General features: G+C 60.7%; 15 protein-coding genes. 8 read left to right on the top strand and 7 right to left on the bottom strand.

Translation table 11 applies throughout. From position 1 onward, the window contains the following. Positions 1-10: 10 nt before the first annotated feature. From H8F22_RS16795 to rhtB, 3 genes are all read left to right on the top strand, one after another. Positions 11-1,921, top strand: a complete 1,911-nt coding sequence (locus H8F22_RS16795; RefSeq protein WP_027926425.1) for an ATP-binding cassette domain-containing protein — start codon at positions 11-13, stop codon at positions 1,919-1,921. Next, positions 1,921-2,502 carry a mechanosensitive ion channel family protein gene (locus H8F22_RS16790; RefSeq protein ID WP_027926426.1) on the top strand — a complete coding sequence of 194 codons (582 nt, stop codon included), beginning with the start codon at positions 1,921-1,923 and terminating at the stop codon, positions 2,500-2,502. Before H8F22_RS16795 ends, H8F22_RS16790 begins: the two co-directional genes overlap by 1 nt. 246 nt (positions 2,503-2,748) lie before the next feature. Continuing rightward, the gene (gene rhtB, locus H8F22_RS16785; protein WP_027926427.1) at positions 2,749-3,381 is read left to right on the top strand and encodes a homoserine/homoserine lactone efflux protein; all 633 of its coding nucleotides are present in this window, start codon (positions 2,749-2,751) and stop codon (positions 3,379-3,381) included. 56 nt (positions 3,382-3,437) lie between these two features. Here the strand turns inward: rhtB and H8F22_RS16780 are convergent, their stop codons facing one another. Genes H8F22_RS16780 through H8F22_RS16765 form a run of 4 tightly spaced genes read right to left on the bottom strand, consistent with a single transcriptional unit; the run spans position 3,438 to position 6,580 of the window. Continuing rightward, entirely contained in the window at positions 3,438-4,181 is a 744-nt protein-coding gene (locus tag H8F22_RS16780) for a hypothetical protein (protein WP_027926428.1), read from the bottom strand. Positions 4,182-4,184: 3 nt separating this feature from the next. Continuing rightward, a complete protein-coding gene (gene lpoB, locus H8F22_RS16775) occupies positions 4,185-4,775 on the bottom strand; it encodes a penicillin-binding protein activator LpoB (protein WP_027926429.1) in 591 nt (196 codons plus the stop codon). A 23-nt stretch (positions 4,776-4,798) separates the two neighbouring features. Further along, a complete protein-coding gene (locus tag H8F22_RS16770) occupies positions 4,799-5,170 on the bottom strand; it encodes a YcfL family protein (RefSeq protein ID WP_027926430.1) in 372 nt (123 codons plus the stop codon). Positions 5,171-5,182: 12 nt separating this feature from the next. Next, positions 5,183-6,580: a hypothetical protein gene (locus tag H8F22_RS16765; protein ID WP_194940471.1), complete on the bottom strand. Its 1,398-nt coding sequence runs from the start codon at positions 6,578-6,580 to the stop codon at positions 5,183-5,185. 168 nt (positions 6,581-6,748) lie between these two features. Here H8F22_RS16765 and H8F22_RS16760 point away from each other — a divergent pair, with 168 nt between their 5' ends. Both H8F22_RS16760 and H8F22_RS16755 read left to right on the top strand, forming a co-directional pair. Then, positions 6,749-8,647 (top strand): FTR1 family protein, encoded by a 1,899-nt coding sequence (locus tag H8F22_RS16760; RefSeq protein ID WP_194940470.1) that lies wholly within the window; start codon positions 6,749-6,751, stop codon positions 8,645-8,647. Between the two features lie 106 nt (positions 8,648-8,753). Then, the gene (locus H8F22_RS16755) at positions 8,754-9,209 is read left to right on the top strand and encodes a YaiI/YqxD family protein (protein ID WP_027926433.1); all 456 of its coding nucleotides are present in this window, start codon (positions 8,754-8,756) and stop codon (positions 9,207-9,209) included. A gap of 55 nt (positions 9,210-9,264) precedes the next feature. Here H8F22_RS16755 and elbB read toward each other — a convergent pair whose 3' ends face one another. Then, positions 9,265-9,933: an isoprenoid biosynthesis glyoxalase ElbB gene (gene elbB / locus H8F22_RS16750; protein WP_194940469.1), complete on the bottom strand. Its 669-nt coding sequence runs from the start codon at positions 9,931-9,933 to the stop codon at positions 9,265-9,267. Positions 9,934-10,048: 115 nt separating this feature from the next. Here elbB and H8F22_RS16745 point away from each other — a divergent pair, with 115 nt between their 5' ends. After that, complete coding sequence (locus H8F22_RS16745) at positions 10,049-11,284, top strand: sterol desaturase family protein (RefSeq protein ID WP_027926435.1); 1,236 nt, start codon at positions 10,049-10,051, stop codon at positions 11,282-11,284. Here H8F22_RS16745 and H8F22_RS16740 read toward each other — a convergent pair. Beyond that, on the bottom strand, positions 11,265-11,897 hold the full coding sequence (locus H8F22_RS16740; RefSeq protein WP_027926436.1) for a DedA family protein: 633 nt from the start codon (positions 11,895-11,897) through the stop codon (positions 11,265-11,267). The genes H8F22_RS16745 and H8F22_RS16740 overlap by 20 nt on opposite strands. Positions 11,898-12,376: 479 nt before the next feature. On the opposite strand from H8F22_RS16740, the gene hemB reads away from it, so the two are divergent. Beyond that, positions 12,377-13,390 carry a porphobilinogen synthase gene (gene hemB, locus H8F22_RS16735; RefSeq protein ID WP_027926437.1) on the top strand — a complete coding sequence of 338 codons (1,014 nt, stop codon included), beginning with the start codon at positions 12,377-12,379 and terminating at the stop codon, positions 13,388-13,390. An 18-nt stretch (positions 13,391-13,408) separates the two neighbouring features. Next, on the top strand, positions 13,409-15,637 hold the full coding sequence (gene ppk1 / locus H8F22_RS16730) for a polyphosphate kinase 1 (RefSeq protein WP_059181977.1): 2,229 nt from the start codon (positions 13,409-13,411) through the stop codon (positions 15,635-15,637). 86 nt (positions 15,638-15,723) lie between these two features. Here ppk1 and ppx read toward each other — a convergent pair whose 3' ends face one another. Further along, on the bottom strand, positions 15,724-17,226 hold the full coding sequence (gene ppx / locus H8F22_RS16725) for an exopolyphosphatase (RefSeq protein ID WP_027926439.1): 1,503 nt from the start codon (positions 17,224-17,226) through the stop codon (positions 15,724-15,726). Between the last annotated feature and the right edge of the window lie 131 nt (positions 17,227-17,357).

The raw sequence follows: 17,357 nt of genomic DNA, 5'->3' as shown, positions 1-17,357 counted from the left end.
CGCCGCCATTATGATTCGACTTCAGAACCTGACTTTACAGCGTGGCCCTCAACGTCTGCTAGAAGACGCTGAGCTGACCCTGCACGCCGGCCACAAAGCCGGCCTCATCGGTGCCAACGGCGCCGGCAAATCGAGCCTGTTCGCCTTGATCCGGGGCGAACTGCACCCGGACTCGGGTGACTGCTTCCTGCCGGCCGACTGGCGCATCGCCCACATGCGTCAGGAAATCGAGACGCTCGAACGCCTGGCGGTCGACTACGTGCTCGATGGCGACCTGCGCCTGCGTGAGGTGCAACGCGACCTCGCCGCAGCCGAAGCAGCCCATGACGGTGCCGCTCAGGCCCGCCTGCACTCGGAACTCGACAGCGCCGACGGTTACACCGCCGACGCCCGGGCCAGAAAGTTGTTGGCCGGCCTTGGGTTCACCAACGAGCAGATGGATCGCCCGGTAGGAGATTTCTCCGGTGGCTGGCGGATGCGTCTGAATCTGGCGCAGGCTTTGATGTGCCCTTCGGACCTGCTGCTGCTCGACGAACCAACCAACCACTTGGACCTCGACGCCATCATCTGGCTCGAAGAGTGGCTGAAAAGTTACCCCGGCACATTGTTGTTGATTTCCCACGACCGGGACTTTCTCGATGCCGTGGTCGATCACGTGGCTCACGTCGATCAACGCAAGATCACGCTGTATCGCGGTGGCTATAGCGCCTTCGAGCGCGCCCGCGCCGAACGTCTGGCCCAGCAGCAGCAGGCTTACGAGAAGCAGCAGGCGCAACGTGCGCACATGGAAAGCTACATCGCCCGCTTCAAGGCCCAGGCCACCAAGGCCCGCCAGGCCCAGAGCCGGATCAAGGCGCTGGAGCGGATGGAAGAACTCTCCGCCGCCCACGTCGATTCGCCGTTCGATTTCGTTTTCCGTGAATCGCAGAAAATCTCCAGCCCGCTGATCGACCTGTCCGATGCCCGTTTGGGTTACGGCGACAAAGCTGTGCTGGAGAAGGTCAAGCTGCAACTGACCCCTGGCGCGCGCATCGGTTTGCTCGGCCCGAACGGTGCCGGTAAATCGACCCTGATCAAAAACCTCGCCGGTGAACTCGAACCGTTGTCCGGCCGACTGACCCGTGGCGAGAACACCGTCGTGGGTTACTTCGCCCAGCATCAACTGGATTCTCTCGACGCCAAGGCAAGCCCTTTACTGCACTTGCAGCGTCTGGCCCCGACCGAGCGTGAACAGACCCTGCGCGACTTCCTCGGTGGTTTTGACTTCCGTGGTGCGCGCATCGATGAGCCGGTGCTGAATTTCTCCGGCGGCGAAAAGGCCCGTCTGGCCCTGGCGTTGATCGCTTGGGATCGGCCGAACCTGCTGCTGCTCGACGAACCGACCAACCACCTGGACCTGGAAATGCGCCTGGCGTTGACCATGGCGCTGCAGGAGTTTAGTGGCGCGGTTCTGGTGGTTTCCCACGATCGTCATTTGCTCAAAAGCACGACCGATAATTTCTATCTGGTGGCGGACGGCAAGGTCGAGGAGTTCGACGGCGACCTGGAAGACTACGCCCGTTGGCTGGTCGACTATCGCCAGCGCAATGCACCGGTCAACAACACGCCGGTCAATCCGGACAAGACCGACAAGAAGGCCCAGCGCCAGGCTGCGGCTGCGTTGCGTCAGCAACTGGCGCCGCACAAGCGTGAAGCTGACAAGCTGGAAGCCGAGCTGGGCAAGCTGCACGAGAAGCTGGCGAAGATCGATGCCAGCCTTGGCGACAGCGATATTTACGAGCCGGCGCGCAAGAATGATCTGCGCGATCTGCTGGCTGAACAGGCCAAGCTGAAGGTGCGTGAAGCCGAGCTGGAAGAATCCTGGATGGAAGCGCTGGAGCTGCTGGAAAGCATGCAGGCGGAGCTGGAGGCACTGTCTTGATGGAGGCGTTCAAGCTGCCATTGCCGGCGGTGTGGATCGAGCCCCTCTGGCTGGTCGTGCAGATCCTGCTGATTCTGCTGGCCGGCTACTTCACCCAGCGTTTCGTTGCCAAGGGCCTGACCCGGCTGGGCGAGCGCTATCCGTTTCCGCCGCAATTGCTGATGCCGCTGCGAGGCGGTCTGCGCTGGCTGATCATGGGCAGTGCGCTGATTTTCGTGCTGGAGCGCCTCGGGGTGTCGGCCACCGTACTCTGGACCGCATTGTCCGGTTTCGTCGCGGTGGCGGCGGTGGCGTTCTTCGCCATGTGGAGTGTGCTTTCCAACCTGCTGTGCGCGATCCTGATTTTCACCGTCGGCCCATTCCGCCTCGGCGATGTGGTCGAGTTGGTGGACACCACTGACAAGCCCGGCGTCAAAGGCCGGGTGGTGGCGATCAATCTGCTGTACACCACGTTGATCGAAGCGGAAGAACTCGGGACTGGCAGTGCGATGGTTCAGGTGCCTAACAGCCTCTTCTTCCAACGATCGGTTCGACGCTGGCGGGGGAGTGATGTGTTCCCCTCGAGCGGGTTCGAGAAGTAAGGCTGCTGTAGTCTGATAGATCGCCATCGTCGGAACGCCGCCCGGAGCGAGCTCCTACAGGGTTTTCGGCTGTTCACTAAATAGGTGTCCACCGAGGATTCAATGTAGGAGCGAGTCTGCTCGCGAAGGGGTCCTAAAGCTGTAAACGCTGGTCGGCAGCCGTAACATCCTGCAAAAAATCGATAGTCATCCGCCCAAAGCCGCATTAGCTTAGACGTCTGTCACGAGTCTGAGTCGAGGTGTGCAATGGAGCTTCAAACATGGCTGGCGTTTTTTGCTGCCTGCTGGGTGATCAGTCTGTCGCCTGGTGCCGGCGCCATTGCGTCGATGTCCAGCGGTCTGCAATACGGTTTCTGGCGCGGTTACTGGAATGCCCTGGGCCTGCAATTGGGCCTGGCGGTGCAGATCGCGATTGTCGGCGCCGGTGTGGGCGCGATCCTCACGGCTTCAGCGTCCGCCTTCTATGCGATCAAATGGTTCGGCGTGGCGTATCTGGTGTACCTCGCCATCAAGCAATGGCGCGCGTTGCCCAGCGACATGAGCGATGACGCGGCTGTGCGTCAGATCGGCAAGCCGATGGCGCTGGTGTTCCGTGGTTTCCTGGTCAACATCAGCAACCCCAAGGCGCTGGTGTTCATGCTCGCGGTGTTGCCGCAGTTCATTGACCCGCACGCTCCGTTGCTGGCTCAGTACCTGATCATTGGCGTGACCATGATCTGCGTCGACCTGATTGTCATGGCCGGTTACACCGGGTTGGCGTCCAAGGTGCTGCGTCTGTTGCGCACGCCCCAGCAGCAAAAACGCATGAACCGTACGTTTGCCGGGCTGTTTATTGGCGCGGCGGCATTTATGGCGACTCTGCGTAAAGCCGCGGTATAAAAGCTGTCAGGCACAAAAAAGGCGACCTTTAGAGGTCGCCTTTTTCATTTCGGGTGTCAGCGCAGAATGACCGGCGCGGTATCCGGCGGCAGGTCATTGCGTAGCTCGGGTGGCCCCGGCGGTTGATAACTGCCATCACCGAGCTGCTCGCTCAATTGCCGCGCCACATCCTCACCCAGCGACCTGGATACTTCGCGCACCACCCGCGGCCGGTTCAGCGAGACGTGGATATCCCGGTCATTCACCAGTTTGGTGTCCTGAGCCTCACCCATTGCGGTGAAGGCCGAGGTGATCTCGTAGGTTTTGGTGTTGATCAGGCTGAAGTCAGCCACCAGGGTCAGCGCCAGCACCGCTGAATAGCTGTCGGTATTGGCCAGTTCGTTCATGTCCTGGGTGAAGTCGATGTCTGACAGCGTGCCGAACAGCACGTAGTCGGCTCCCTCGAAATCACCGGCCTTGATGCGTTGGATCACGTCATACACATCGCGTTTGGCGTTGGCGGTATAGGGCGTCCCCTGAACCAGCTGGAACATCCCGGTCTTGAGCATCTGACCCTTGATGTCACCGCTGAATCGACGGATTTCGGTCTGTTCCAGATAGCTGTTCTGCGTCGTGTACTCGTCATAACTGGACGAGCCGCTGGCGCCGTAATAATCCTGCTGATGATCATCCCTAGACGAAATCACGTGGACGTATTGATCCACGCTGGCCTCATAGGCGATGTCGGTGACAGCGATTTTCGGGGCCGCCTGAACGCCCAGGGCGCAGGTCAGGGCCATGATGCCAATCCATGCACGCATTGTTCAGCGCTCCGTGGTCTTGCGGATTTCTTTCTCGTCCATCCACTCGGCCAGCCCGCTTTCGACATCGATCAACTGCAGGCTGAATTTGTAGAAGACGTCCTTGTAATCATTGCTGCGCTTGACGATCGAGCTGATCGAGCCTTCCAGTCGATAGCGGGCGGCGATCATGTTGCCGGTCTTGGCCACCGTGCTTTTCTTGTACAGGCCGCTCTGGTTTTGCAGTTTGAGTTGATCGACCTGGCTCTGCATGTCGGTGTTGTCGCTGGCAAAGCGGGCGGTACCGGAGCGCATCAGCTGGGTCTTGATCGACGTGGTGATGTCGCGCGTGTCGATGTACTCGCTGGTCTTGTTTCGTACGTCGTACACCTGAACCACCGGACGACCTTTCAGGACCCCGGACTGGGCGAGCGAGCGGGTCATGCTTTCAGCGATCATCTGCAGGTCGGTGGAACCGAATTCGTTGGTCACCAGCTCCACGGCTTTCGGGTCGCCGTAACTGATGTTGCCGCTGCCCAGTACCGGCGAGTGATTGACCGCGCAGCCGCCAATCAGCAGGGCGCTCAGGGCGAGGGACGACAAGCGTACAAACATGGGCAGGTTCTCGTGTGGACGGTTCACGGCGTATTGATCTCCAGACGGAAATCCACGGCTTGTGGCACGGGAGCGATCGCCGGCAGGAAGCTCGTCTGCTCGGCATACAGGGTCAGGCTTTTCCAGGACTCGGCTTCGGCCACTGGAAAACCTTCGGGGCCGAGCCAGAGATAGCGGTAGTAGAGCGTTTTGTTACGGGTGTCGGCGTTACTCAGCTGCGTGCTGACGGTGAGGAAACCGTTTTCCCGGGCCATGCGCATGGGGCCGATAGCCAGGTCCTCGATCGGTCCCGTGGCCAGGACTTTGCTGGCGGCACTGCCCGGTTCCGGCGGCGGTGGGGTGGTGCAACCGGCCAACAGGGCCAGCGCGACAACGGCGATGCATTTCAATCCCATGAAGATCTCCGTTCAGGGTTGAGCGCGGCGGGTGACAGCCTGCGGTGCGGAAGGGGGGTTGAGCTCCAGAGCAACATCAGCGGCGAAAATCCGGTTGCTCACTGCGCGCAGGCTGAAGGCTTGATGTGTCTGGTCGATCCTGAACCTGACCGGTAGTTGTTCCGGGGCATTGGGCAGGGTCAGTTGATGCTCGCCTTTCTTGAGTCGCAGGCGAGCGATCAGCGTCTTGTCCGGTAGCGTGCGCCAGCCTCGTGTGTCGGCATCTTCACGTTGAGTTTGCTGCACGAGGGTTTCCTCAAGCTTTTCGGGTTTGTTTTTTTTCAAATAGGCCAGGTACTCGACATTGGACCGGGCGCGATGGAGCGTGCGCTGGATGATGCCAGGCATGTCGTCGCGCAACGTTCGCCGTGACATGTCGCCATAGCTGTTGAGCAAGGTCAGCTTATGTTTTTTGCCGTCCACCATGACGAAGTCCACCGGTGGCGTAGACGCATCGGGGACAAGGATCGGGAACGACATGTTGGTGATGTAGGTTTCGCCTTCGACATCCACCGAAATCGGCACACGCACCGAGTTGCGCGCGGGTGCAAGGCCGGTTTGCACGATCAGCAAGACATCGCTTTCGCCGGCCTTGAGCGGCGACTTGTCGAGATTGCGCAGCGCCTGCTCAAGCAGCGGTGTGTTGGGGCGCAACTCAAGGGCTTTGCGATACCCCGGCGCGGCGAGGTCTTTTTCGTCAAGCGTTTCATAGACGAAACCTGCCAGGTAATGACTGAACGCACTTTGGTAGCTGTTTTTCAGGGCAGTCACTTCAGGCGCATCGAGGGTCGCCACCGGGTAGCCCTGAAGGTTCTGGTATTTCAGGGGTACGCCTTGCTCCTGGGCCTGGTTCTCCAGTGCCAGGTATTGCACGTCGCGCTTTTCGGCAATGGTTGCCTCGCGCTCGTGGGTTTTCTTGATCATCACCCGAGCGAGGTCGACTTCGGCACTGGACAGGCACGTCAAGGCCATTTGCGTGGTCAGGGCGACCTTCTCGAAATCGTAGCCATCGTACAAACGCACTTTGTCATTGGCGCCGTAACTGTTGAACTCGGTGAAGGCTTTGAAGGCGCCGAATCGCGGCGAGTTTTCCCACCCCTCAATCAGCCGGTCGGCGTAATCCCAGCTGGCGTAGCTACCGGTCATATCGCCAGTGAGCCGCAGCAGTTCGCCCTTCTCGAAGTTATAGAGCAAGTCGCCCGGGGCAATGGGATTGTTTCGGTCCAGGACAGCAACGGCGGAGTCGACCTGGCCGGCTTTGAAATAGTCGAGGGTCTCGCTCAACTCCGCGTTGTAGTCCCGCAGGGTGGGGCAACCGCTCAGTAGCAAGCATGCACCGAGCAAAAACAAGAAGCGCAGGCGGGTAGCCATTTGCTGTGTGTCTTCCTTGAAGATAAGCCGCCAAGAGGCGGCAAACTATAGAGGCGAATGATGGCACTTTGTTCCGCGCCCTCTGATCTCTTCTTGCAGACAAAGCTTGAGTGAAACTCATTGAGAGTGAACAATGTGTTACTTCGTATTTCCATTTGAGATTTATTCATGATTGCCTCCTCTCGTTTTCCGGCGTGGCTCGTGCTGTCGGTGATCGCGTTTTGCAGCTTTAATGCGCAGGCCGAAACCACGGAAGGTGCGCCGAAGGCCCTGCATTTGCTCGATTACATTGGCGCTGATTACCCGGCGACGGTCGAGGCGGGCAAAGTCATCGATGAGTCTGAATACCGCGAACAGCAGGAATTCCTAAAGGTGTTGCAAGGTTTGATCGCCGATTTGCCGGCCAAACCTGAACGCGCAGAACTGGAGCAGGGCGTCAGCAGTCTTGGCGCTGCGATCTCCGCTCGCGAAGATGGCGCGGACGTCGCCCATCAGGCGCGGCAGCTGGGGGCAAAACTGGCGGTGACTTATGAGGTCAGCCAGGCCCCGGTCATCACGCCGGATCCGACCCGCGGCGCGCCGCTGTATGCCCAGCAATGCTCGGTCTGCCATGGCGATGCGGGCGCTGGTGACGGCCCGGCAGGTGTCGGTATGACGCCACCGCCGGCCAATCTGCGCGATGCCGCGCGACTGGACCGTCTGAGCCTCTATGCGATCTACAACACGCTGGGCATGGGCGTTGAAGGCACCGACATGCCGTCCTTCGCTGACCAGCTCGATGATCGTCAGCGCTGGGACCTGGCGACCTACATCGCCAGCTTCAGCGCCGATCCGGCCGCGGCAAAATCCGAGAAAACCTACAACATCGCCGACCTGGCACGTCAGACGCCAGCCGAAGTGCAGGCCGCTGAAGGTCCGCAAGCGGCCGCGACCTTCCGCGCGCAACGGGCGCAACCGCCGCAGGTCAAGCGCGGCCCGGGGCAGTTGCTGGATTACACGGCGGCCACCTTGGACAAAAGCATCGCCGCCTACCGTGCCGGCGATCACGATCAGGCCTATGACCTGTCGGTGGCGGCGTATCTGGAAGGGTTCGAGCTGGTCGAAAGCTCCCTCGACAACGTCGACGCCAACGTGCGCAAAGACACTGAAAAATCGCTGATGGCGTACCGTCAGTCGTTGCAGGATGGTTTGCCGGTGGCTCAGGCCCAGCAGCGTCTGGACACGGCCAAGGCCAAGCTGAAGCAGTCCGCCGACTTGCTGGGCAGCGATGGCCTGAGCTGGACCTTGAGTTACATCTCCGGGTTGCTGATTTTGCTGCGTGAAGGCCTGGAAGCGATTCTGGTGCTGGCGGCGATTCTGGCCTTCCTGCGCAACACCGGCCAGCAATCGGCCGTGCGCAGCGTTAACGTCGGCTGGGGCCTGGCGTTGTTGGCCGGCCTGGGAACCTGGGCGCTGGCGGCGTACGTGATCGATGTCAGCGGCTCGCAACGCGAATTGCTGGAAGGCGCGACGGCGCTGTTTGCCTCGGTCATGGTGCTCTGGCTCGGCGTGTGGATGCATGACCGTCGCCATGCGGCGGCGTGGCAGGATTACATCAAGAGCAGCCTGGTGGGCGGTGGCGGGCGTTTCGGCTTCGCGATCCTGGCGTTCTTCTCGGTGTATCGCGAGTTGTTCGAAGTGATTCTGTTCTACGAAACCCTATGGCTGCAGGCCGGGCCTGCGGGGCACAACGCGGTGTTGGCCGGCGGCGCGACGGCGCTGGTGCTGTTGGTGGGGCTGGCGTGGGTGATTCTGCGCGGTTCGGCGAAGTTGCCGCTGGCGTTGTTCTTCAGCATCAACGCCGGCCTGCTCTGCGCGTTGTCGGTGGTGTTCGCCGGGCACGGCGTGAAGGCGCTGCAGGAAGCGGGGATCTTCGGCACGCGGCCGGTGCCGTTCTTTGATTTTGACTGGCTGGGCATTCATGCGGATGCGTATTCGCTGAGTGCTCAGGCGGTGGCGATCATTGCGATTGTTGTGTTGTATAGCCGTAGTCGGATGGCGGAGAAGCAGCGGGTGGCCGCCTCTTAACAGCATTCGCTGCGCTCATCATCGCGGGCAAACCACGCTCCCACAGGATTGCGTATAACCTGTGGGAGCGTGGCTTGCCCGCGATTTTTTTGAAGAGGAAAACATGATGCGAGTCTGGATCGATGCTGACGCCTGCCCTCGGGCGGCCAAGGATCTGGTGGTGAAATTCGCCCTCAAGCGCCAGTACGAAGTGGTGCTGGTGGCGGGGCAGCCGCAGATCAAGCCGGGGCTGGCGCTGGTGAAATTGATCGTGGTGCCGAGTGGCCCGGACGCCGCCGATGATTACCTGGTGGAGCATGCGGTGCCGGGTGAGCTGGTGATTTGCAGCGACGTGCCATTGGCGGATCGCCTGGTGAAGAAGGGCGTGGCCGCACTCGACCCGCGAGGCAAGGAGTTCGATGCACAGAACATGGGTGATCGGCTAGCGGTGCGCAACCTGTTCACCGATTTGCGTGAACAAGGGCAGATGGGCGGTGGCCCGGCACCGTTTGGCGAGCGCGAGAAGCAGGCGTTCGCCAATGCACTGGACCGGATACTCACCCGGCTGACCCGTAAGCCCTGAGCCTTGCGTCGACCCCTGTGGGAGCGAGCCTGCTCGCTCCCACAGTGGATTGAGGTCAGGCTTCGTTTTCGTGGGTCAGTTCGAGGACGCGGTCGACCATTTTGTTGATACCGGACGCCGCTTCGCTGATGGTTTGCGCCAGCATGTACGCTGGGGTACTCACCAGTTTGCGCGCCCTGTCCTCGACGATTTCAGTTACGGCGCAGTCAGTATGCGTCGCGCCCATTTTGTTCATGGCTGCCGCGGTCTCGGCGTCGTTGCCGATGGTGCAGTTCACCCCCGGGCCGTAGATCTTCGCCGCCAGCGCGGGCGATATGCACATCAACCCGACCGGTTTGCCCGCCTCAGCGAAGGCTTCGGTCAGCGCCAGGACATCCGGCTGCACCGTGCAACCGGCGCCTTCAATCGCAAAGTTCGACAGGTTCTTGGCCGAGCCAAATCCGCCGGGCACGATCAACGCATCAAAATCGTCGACGTCGGCGTCGCGAATGTCCTTGATATTGCCCCGGGCGATCCGCGCCGATTCCACCAATACGTTGCGCGACTCGGGCATTTCCTCACCGGTCAGGTGATTGATCACATGCAATTGCGCGATGTTCGGCGCAAAGCACTGCACCTGTGCGCCACGCTGGTCCAGTCTCAGCAGGGTAATCACGCTTTCGTGGATCTCGGCGCCGTCGTACACGCCACAGCCGGAAAGGATCACTGCAATTTTTTTGCTCATGGGTTGTTCTCCAGATTCATGGCGTTAAATGTCCACTAATTTGTCGCTCGTTGCCATAGGGTAAATGGGCGGCTACACCTAGCATCTGTCCTCAAGATTCCGATCAGGGCGCGTCATGGACTTCATTCTGTATGCGGTGCCGTTTTTCATTGTGCTGATCGCTGTCGAACTGCTGGCCGATCGTTGGCGCGGAGTCAGCCATTATCGCGTGGCCGATGCGATCAACAGCATGAGCACCGGTGTGCTGTCGACCACCACGGGCTTGTTGACCAAGGGGGTCGGGCTGCTGACCTACGGGTTTGCCCTTGAGCATGTGGCGCTGTTCGAACTCTCGGCCGACAGCGTCTGGGTCTGGGTGCTGGCCTTTTTTCTCTACGACTTCTGCTACTACTGGCTGCACCGCATGGGCCACGAACGCAATATCCTCTGGGCCGCGCACTCGGTGCATCACCAGAGCGAGGAGTACAACCTGTCCACGGCCTTGCGCCAGACCAGTACCGGCTTCCTGCTGGGCTGGATTTTCTACCTGCCGATGGCCGTGCTCGGCGTGCCGCTGCTGGTCTTCGTCAGCGTCGCAGCGCTGAATCTGCTGTATCAGTTCTGGGTCCATACCAGGCACATTCCCAAGCTCGGCTGGTTCGAATGGTTCTTCGTGTCGCCGTCCAATCATCGGGCTCACCATGCGCAGAACGCTCTCTACATGGATCGCAACTACGGCGGGGTGTTCATTATTTGGGACCGTCTGTTTGGCTCGTTCCAGGAAGAGGACGACAACGAACCGGTGATTTTCGGGGTGACTACGCCGTTGGCAAGCTGGAATCCGCTGTGGGCCAACGTGCAGTTCTATGTGCAGTTGTGGAATGACGCGCGGCGAGCCGAGCGCACATGGGACAAGCTGCGGATCTGGTTCATGCGCACCGGTTGGCGTCCGGCGGATGTGGCGGCCAGGTACCCGATGAACAAGCCCGACTTGAACCTGTTCCGCAAATTCGAGGTGCCGCTGGACGGGCGTCAGCAACTGTATGTGGCGTTACAGTTCTGCACTTACATCGCGCTGGGCAGCTACTTGATGAATCTGGAGCGCAGCCTGCCAACCGCCGCGTTGGTGCTCGGCTGGAGCGCGGTGGCGCTGGGATTGTTTACGTTGGGCGTGGCCCTGGAAAATCGCCCGTGGGCGTTGAAGCTGGAGCTGCTGAGGTTGGTATCGAACGTGCCGTTGGTGTGGCTGGCGCCGTTGGCAGGGCTGTGGCCGGCCAGCGCAGTGGGCTGGATCGGCCTGCTCAGCTACAGTCTGCTGAGCGTTATCGGTCTCTACTGCTGCAGAAACCGCTTCACTCGTTTGGCGTCTTAGGCACTTCGGCGTGAGCCCGTGCGGCTTTCAGGGCTTGCTCGTCGGCGTAGATCTTTTTCGCCAGACGGGCATTCTTGAAGCGCCGACGCAGCCACAGGCCCAGGCCCAGTACCAGCAAGGCGCCGAGCACCCACAGTTCGTACTTCTTGACGCTGCCGAGCATGCCTTCCAGTACGGCGCCAAAGTGGTAAGCCGCTGCCGCCAGGGCTGCCGCCCAGACCGCCGCGCCAATGCCGTTGAGCAGCAGATAACGTCCCGGTGGATAGCCTGACAGGCCGATGGCCACCGGCATCACCGTGCGTAAACCGTAGACAAAGCGGAAGCTCAGCACCCAGATGTCCGGGTGTTTGCGGATATGTTCCAGCGCCCGATCGCCCATCATCTGCCAGCGCGGCTTGCGGGCCAGCAGTTTGCGCCCGTGCTTGCGCCCCAGGAAGTACCACAGCTGATCACCGGCATAACTGCCGAAGAACGCCACGACTACCACCAGGTTAATGTCCATGTATCCGCGGAACGCGAGGAAGCCGGCGAGCACAAGAATGGTTTCGCCTTCGAAGAACGTGCCGAGAAACAGGGCAAAGTAGCCGAAGTCATGCAGAAATTGTTGGAGCATTGTCTGGGTGCTGGCGAAATGAACGCGCAGCCTAACCCTTCGTGCACATTCATGAAAGTGTCCAAATGTGTCTCGACGTGAACATTTCCTACAACGACAATGGAATGCGACTATAGGGGGCGTTCTCAATCAGTTTCCCCACCGCGCCGGGTCTGCTGCTGTGCAGGTCAAGGCGCGAGAAGCGCGGTTGGGTCATTCCAAATAAGCTTCGAGCAACGCAGCCCTGCACAACAGCAGCCCCGGCCCTTCGGGTTGTGCCTTAAAGCGGGCCAGGCTGCGTTGCAGGCCTTGGAAAGGGAACAACCATTCCCAGCGGCCTGCGTCTTGCCTGGCCCGCTTTAAGGCGACAACGCGGGGGGGGGGGGAACTAATTGAGAACGCCCCCTAGTCACAGGGGTGCACATAACTGTAATACGTTCGTCATAATGGCCGCTTATAACTGTCACGCTCGCCCGTAAGCGCGGGCTCAGGAGTCTGTCGTGAGCTTTACCCCCGCCAACCGTCTGTTCCCCGCAACCCGCCTGCGCCGCAACCGCCGTGATGATTTTTCGCGTCGACTGGTCCGTGAAAATGTTCTGACCGTCGACGACCTGATCCTTCCGGTGTTCGTCCTGGACGGTGAAAACCGTCGCGAAGCGGTGGCCTCGATGCCGGGCGTCGAACGCCTGACCATCGACCTCTTGCTGGAAGAAGCGGCCAAATGGGTCGAGCTGGGGATTCCGGCGCTGGCGCTGTTCCCTGTCACGCCACCGGAGCTCAAGACACTGGATGCCGCCGAAGCCTGGAACCCGAACGGTATCGCCCAACGCGCCACGCGCGCCTTACGCGCACAGTTCCCGGAACTGGGGGTGATCACCGACGTTGCCCTGGACCCGTTTACCACCCACGGTCAGGACGGCATCATCGACGAAGAAGGCTACGTGCAGAACGACATTACCGTCGATGCACTGGTCCGGCAGGCCCTGTCCCACGCCGAAGCCGGCGCCCAAGTGGTGGCCCCCTCGGACATGATGGACGGCCGCATCCAGGCGATCCGCGAAGCCCTGGAGCTGGCGGATCACGTCAACGTGCGGATCATGGCCTATTCGGCAAAATACGCCAGCGCCTACTATGGCCCGTTCCGCGATGCGGTCGGTTCGGCGCTGAACCTGGGCAAGGCCAACAAGGCCAGCTATCAGATGGACCCGGCCAACAGCAACGAAGCCCTGCACGAAGTGGCGGCGGACTTGTCAGAAGGCGCGGACATGGTCATGGTCAAGCCAGGCATGCCGTACCTGGACATCCTTTACCGGGTCAAAGAAGAATTCAAAGTGCCGACGTTTGTTTATCAAGTCAGCGGCGAATACGCCATGCACATGGCGGCGATCCAGAATGGCTGGTTGAGCGAAGGAGTGATTCTCGAATCCCTGACCGCTTTTAAACGTGCAGGCGCCGATGGCATCCTGACTTACTTCGCCGTCCGTGCCGCTCAACTGTTACGAGAGCAGAAATAGCCCTCCCAGGAACATTCCATGAATACCGAAGGACTCACTGAAGTTGCCGTAAAAGAGGCTCAACCCCTGGTCGAGCAAATCGCCGAAACCCCGCCGGAGCTGGAGCCTGCTCCGCCTGCGGTGGTGGCCGAAACCGCTGTCGCAGCCGCGGCGCCGGCGATTGCCATTCCCGGTCTGGATGACAGCAGCCTGTACATCCACCGCGAGCTCTCGCAACTGCAATTCAACATCCGCGTGCTGGAACAGGCGCTGGATGAGTCCTATCCTTTGCTGGAACGGCTGAAATTTCTGCTGATCTTCTCCAGCAACCTGGACGAGTTCTTCGAAATTCGTGTGGCCGGCCTGAAGAAGCAGATCACCTTCGCCCGTGAACAAGCCGGCGCCGATGGCCTGCAACCGCATCAGGCCCTGGCCCGCATCAGCGAGCTGGTGCACGGTCACGTTGACCGCCAGTACGCGATCCTCAACGACATTCTGTTGCCGGAACTGGAGAAACATCAGGTCCGCTTCATCCGTCGTCGTTATTGGACTACCAAGCTCAAGACCTGGGTCCGCCGTTATTTTCGCGACGAGATCGCGCCGATCATCACCCCGATCGGCCTCGACCCGACGCACCCGTTCCCGTTGCTGGTGAACAAGAGCCTGAACTTCATCGTCGAACTCGAAGGCATCGACGCCTTCGGTCGCGATTCCGGTCTGGCGATCATCCCGGCACCGCGCCTGCTGCCGCGAGTGATCAAGGTGCCGGAAGAGGTCGGCGGCGCCGGCGACAACTATGTGTTCCTGTCGTCGATGATCCACGCTCACGCTGATGACTTGTTCCAGGGCATGAAGGTCAAGGGCTGCTATCAGTTCCGTCTGACCCGAAACGCCGACCTGGCGCTGGATTCCGAGGATGTGGAAGACCTGGCCCGCGCACTGCGCGGTGAGTTGTTCTCGCGTCGCTACGGTGACGCGGTGCGTCTGGAAGTGGCGGATACCTGCCCGAAACACCTGTCGGACTACCTGCTCAAGCAATTCAACCTGAGCGAGTCCGAGCTGTATCAGGTCAACGGTCCGGTGAACCTGACGCGTCTGTTCAGCATCACCGGCCTGGACAGCCAGCGCGAGCTGCAATACCTGCCATTCACGCCACAGATCCCGAAACTGCTGCAAAACAGCGAGAACATCTTCAGCGTGATCAGCAAGCAGGACATCCTGCTGTTGCACCCGTTCGAATCGTTTACCCCGGTGGTCGACCTGCTGCGTCAGGCCGCCAAGGACCCGCACGTTCTGGCCGTGCGCCAGACCCTGTACCGTTCGGGCGCCAACTCGGAAATCGTCGATGCGCTGGTGGATGCCGCGCGTAACGGCAAAGAGGTCACGGCGGTGATCGAATTGCGCGCACGCTTTGACGAAGAGTCGAACCTGCAACTGGCCAGCCGTCTGCAAGCGGCCGGTGCGGTGGTGATCTACGGCGTGGTGGGTTTCAAGACCCACGCCAAGATGATGCTGATCCTGCGTCGCGAGGCGGGGGAAATCGTCCGTTACGCGCACTTGGGCACAGGCAACTATCACGCCGGCAACGCGCGCCTCTACACCGACTACAGCCTGCTGACCTCCGACGACGCCTTGTGCGAAGACGTCGGCAAACTGTTCAGCCAGCTGATCGGCATGGGCAAGACCCTGCGCATGAAGAAGCTGCTGCATGCGCCGTTCACGCTGAAGAAGGGCATGCTCGACATGATTGCCCGGGAGACTCAGTTTGCCCTCGACGGCAAACCGGCGCACATCATCGCCAAGTTCAACTCGCTGACCGATCCGAAGATCATCCGCGCGCTGTACAAGGCCAGCCAGTCGGGCGTGCGCATCGACCTCGTCGTACGCGGCATGTGCTGCTTGCGTCCGGGCATCGCCGGGGTTTCGCACAACATCCACGTGCGCTCGATCATCGGCCGTTTTCTGGAGCACACCCGGGTCTTCTACTTCCTCAATGGCGGCGACGAGCAGATGTTCCTCTCCAGTGCCGACTGGATGGAGCGCAACCTCGACAAGCGCGTCGAGACCTGCTTCCCGGTGGAAGGTCGCAAGCTGATTGTGCGGGTCAAGAAAGAGCTGGAGCTGTACCTCACCGACAACACGCACAGCTGGAGCCTGCAGTCTGACGGTCGTTACATCCGTAACACGCCAACCGGCAACCAGAACCCGCGCAGTGCGCAGGCAACCTTGTTGGAGCGTTTGGGCAGCCCGATCCTGACGGTGCGCTAACCCACAGGGGAGGTGTGTCGCTCGCTGAATCGCGGGCACAAAAAAGGGCGATCCATTGGATCGCCCTTTTTACGTTTAGCGGGTTTTCAGCGGGCGTTCAGGACAATGTCGACGCGGGTGAGCCATTCCGCTTCGATGGCGAAGTCGGCCTGGGTCAGTTGGTTTTCGTCCAGCCATTGGTCCGGGAACACCACCTCCAGGCTGTTGCCATTGGCGTGCAGTTCCACTTGAGGCATTTGCTGGGTGCCGCGGATGTGATGGAACAGGATCGCAAAGCGCAGCAGCACGCACAGGCGAATCAGCTTGATGCCGTCATCACCGAACTCGGCGAATTTGTCCTTGGGAATGTTGCGTCGGTGGCCGCGCACCAGCAGTGCGAGCATTTGCTGGTCCTCGCGGGAGAACCCGGCGAGGTCCGAGTGCTCGATCAGGTAGGCGCCATGCTTGTGATACTGATAGTGAGCGATGTCCAGGCCCACTTCGTGGACCTTGGCGGCCCAGCCCAGCAGTTCGCGCCAGACACCGTCATCCAGGTCCCAATCCTTGGCCACTTGATCGAAGGCGTGTAGGGCCTTGCGCTCGACCCGCGCCGCTTGTTCCAGGTCGACGTGATAACGCTCCATCAGCGAGCTGAGCGTGCGCTCACGGACGTCTTCGTGGTGATGACGGCCCAGTAGATCATAGAGCACGCCTTCACGCAGGGCGCCTTCGCAGTGGTCCATGCGCTGAAGTTCGAGGGCGTCGAAAATTGCCTCGAGGATTGCCAAACCCGCCGGGAAAATCGCCCGGCGGTCGGGCTTGATACCGTCAAAGTCGATTTTCTCGACGTCGCCGAGCTTGATCAGTTTGCGTTTGAGCCAGGCCAGGCCCTCAGCATTCACCTCGCCCGTGCCGTGGCCGCCGGCCTTCAGCGCCAGGCCGATGGCGCGGATGGTGCCCGAGGAGCCGATGGCTTCATCCCAGGTCAGGCGGTGCAGGGCGTGCTCGATGCTCATGATCTCCAGCCGTGCCGCGGTGTACGCCTGGGCGTAACGGGCCGGGGTGATCTTGCCGTCCTTGAAATAGCGCTGGGTGTAGCTGACGCAGCCCATTTGCAGGCTTTCGCGCAACAGCGGCTCGAAGCGCTGGCCAATGATGAACTCGGTACTGCCGCCGCCGATGTCGGCCACCAGGCGTTTGCCCGGGGTGTCGGCGAGGGTGTGGGACACGCCGAGGTAAATCAGGCGCGCTTCTTCACGGCCGGAGATGACTTCCACCGGATGGCCGAGGATGTCTTCGGCGCGGCGGATAAATTCGGCGCGGTTACGGGCCTCGCGCAGGGCGTTGGTGCCGACGATCCGCACGGCGCCCGTGGGCATGCCGTTGATCAGTTGGGCAAAGCGCTTGAGGCAGTCGAGCCCGCGTTGCATGGATTCTTCGTTGAGATGGCGCTCTTCGTCGATGCCGGCGGCCAGCTGAACCTTCTCCCCGAGACGCTCGAGAATACGGATTTCGCCGTTCTGGGCCTTGGCCACGACCATGTGAAAGCTGTTGGAGCCCAGGTCGATTGCGGCGATCAGGGACAGATTCTTGGCTTGGGATTGCGGCATGGTCAGGGGGTCTCGGTCGATAACCTCGACATCGTGCCACGATCAAAGGCTGGCGCCAACGCGTAGGAGCTGCCGAAGGCTGCGATCTTTTATCGCGGGGGCATTCGTGGCGTTGCAGATGGCCTCTTCGC

Source organism: Pseudomonas mucoides (assembly GCF_015461845.1).
GTDB lineage: Bacteria > Pseudomonadota > Gammaproteobacteria > Pseudomonadales > Pseudomonadaceae > Aquipseudomonas > Aquipseudomonas mucoides.
The sequence above is the reverse complement of the archived record's forward strand: the minus strand, read 5'-3'. Positions and strand labels throughout refer to the sequence as shown.

Coding starts and splice junctions, on each gene's coding strand:
- H8F22_RS16795 (WP_027926425.1), top strand. CDS start 11: ATGATTCGACTTCAGAACCTGACTTTACAGCGTGGCCCTCAACGTCTG.
- H8F22_RS16790 (WP_027926426.1), top strand. CDS start 1,921: ATGGAGGCGTTCAAGCTGCCATTGCCGGCGGTGTGGATCGAGCCCCTC.
- rhtB (WP_027926427.1), top strand. CDS start 2,749: ATGGAGCTTCAAACATGGCTGGCGTTTTTTGCTGCCTGCTGGGTGATC.
- H8F22_RS16780 (WP_027926428.1), bottom strand. CDS start 4,181: ATGCGTGCATGGATTGGCATCATGGCCCTGACCTGCGCCCTGGGCGTT.
- lpoB (WP_027926429.1), bottom strand. CDS start 4,775: ATGTTTGTACGCTTGTCGTCCCTCGCCCTGAGCGCCCTGCTGATTGGC.
- H8F22_RS16770 (WP_027926430.1), bottom strand. CDS start 5,170: ATGGGATTGAAATGCATCGCCGTTGTCGCGCTGGCCCTGTTGGCCGGT.
- H8F22_RS16765 (WP_194940471.1), bottom strand. CDS start 6,580: ATGGCTACCCGCCTGCGCTTCTTGTTTTTGCTCGGTGCATGCTTGCTA.
- H8F22_RS16760 (WP_194940470.1), top strand. CDS start 6,749: ATGATTGCCTCCTCTCGTTTTCCGGCGTGGCTCGTGCTGTCGGTGATC.
- H8F22_RS16755 (WP_027926433.1), top strand. CDS start 8,754: ATGCGAGTCTGGATCGATGCTGACGCCTGCCCTCGGGCGGCCAAGGAT.
- elbB (WP_194940469.1), bottom strand. CDS start 9,933: ATGAGCAAAAAAATTGCAGTGATCCTTTCCGGCTGTGGCGTGTACGAC.
- H8F22_RS16745 (WP_027926435.1), top strand. CDS start 10,049: ATGGACTTCATTCTGTATGCGGTGCCGTTTTTCATTGTGCTGATCGCT.
- H8F22_RS16740 (WP_027926436.1), bottom strand. CDS start 11,897: ATGCTCCAACAATTTCTGCATGACTTCGGCTACTTTGCCCTGTTTCTC.
- ppk1 (WP_059181977.1), top strand. CDS start 13,409: ATGAATACCGAAGGACTCACTGAAGTTGCCGTAAAAGAGGCTCAACCC.
- ppx (WP_027926439.1), bottom strand. CDS start 17,226: ATGCCGCAATCCCAAGCCAAGAATCTGTCCCTGATCGCCGCAATCGAC.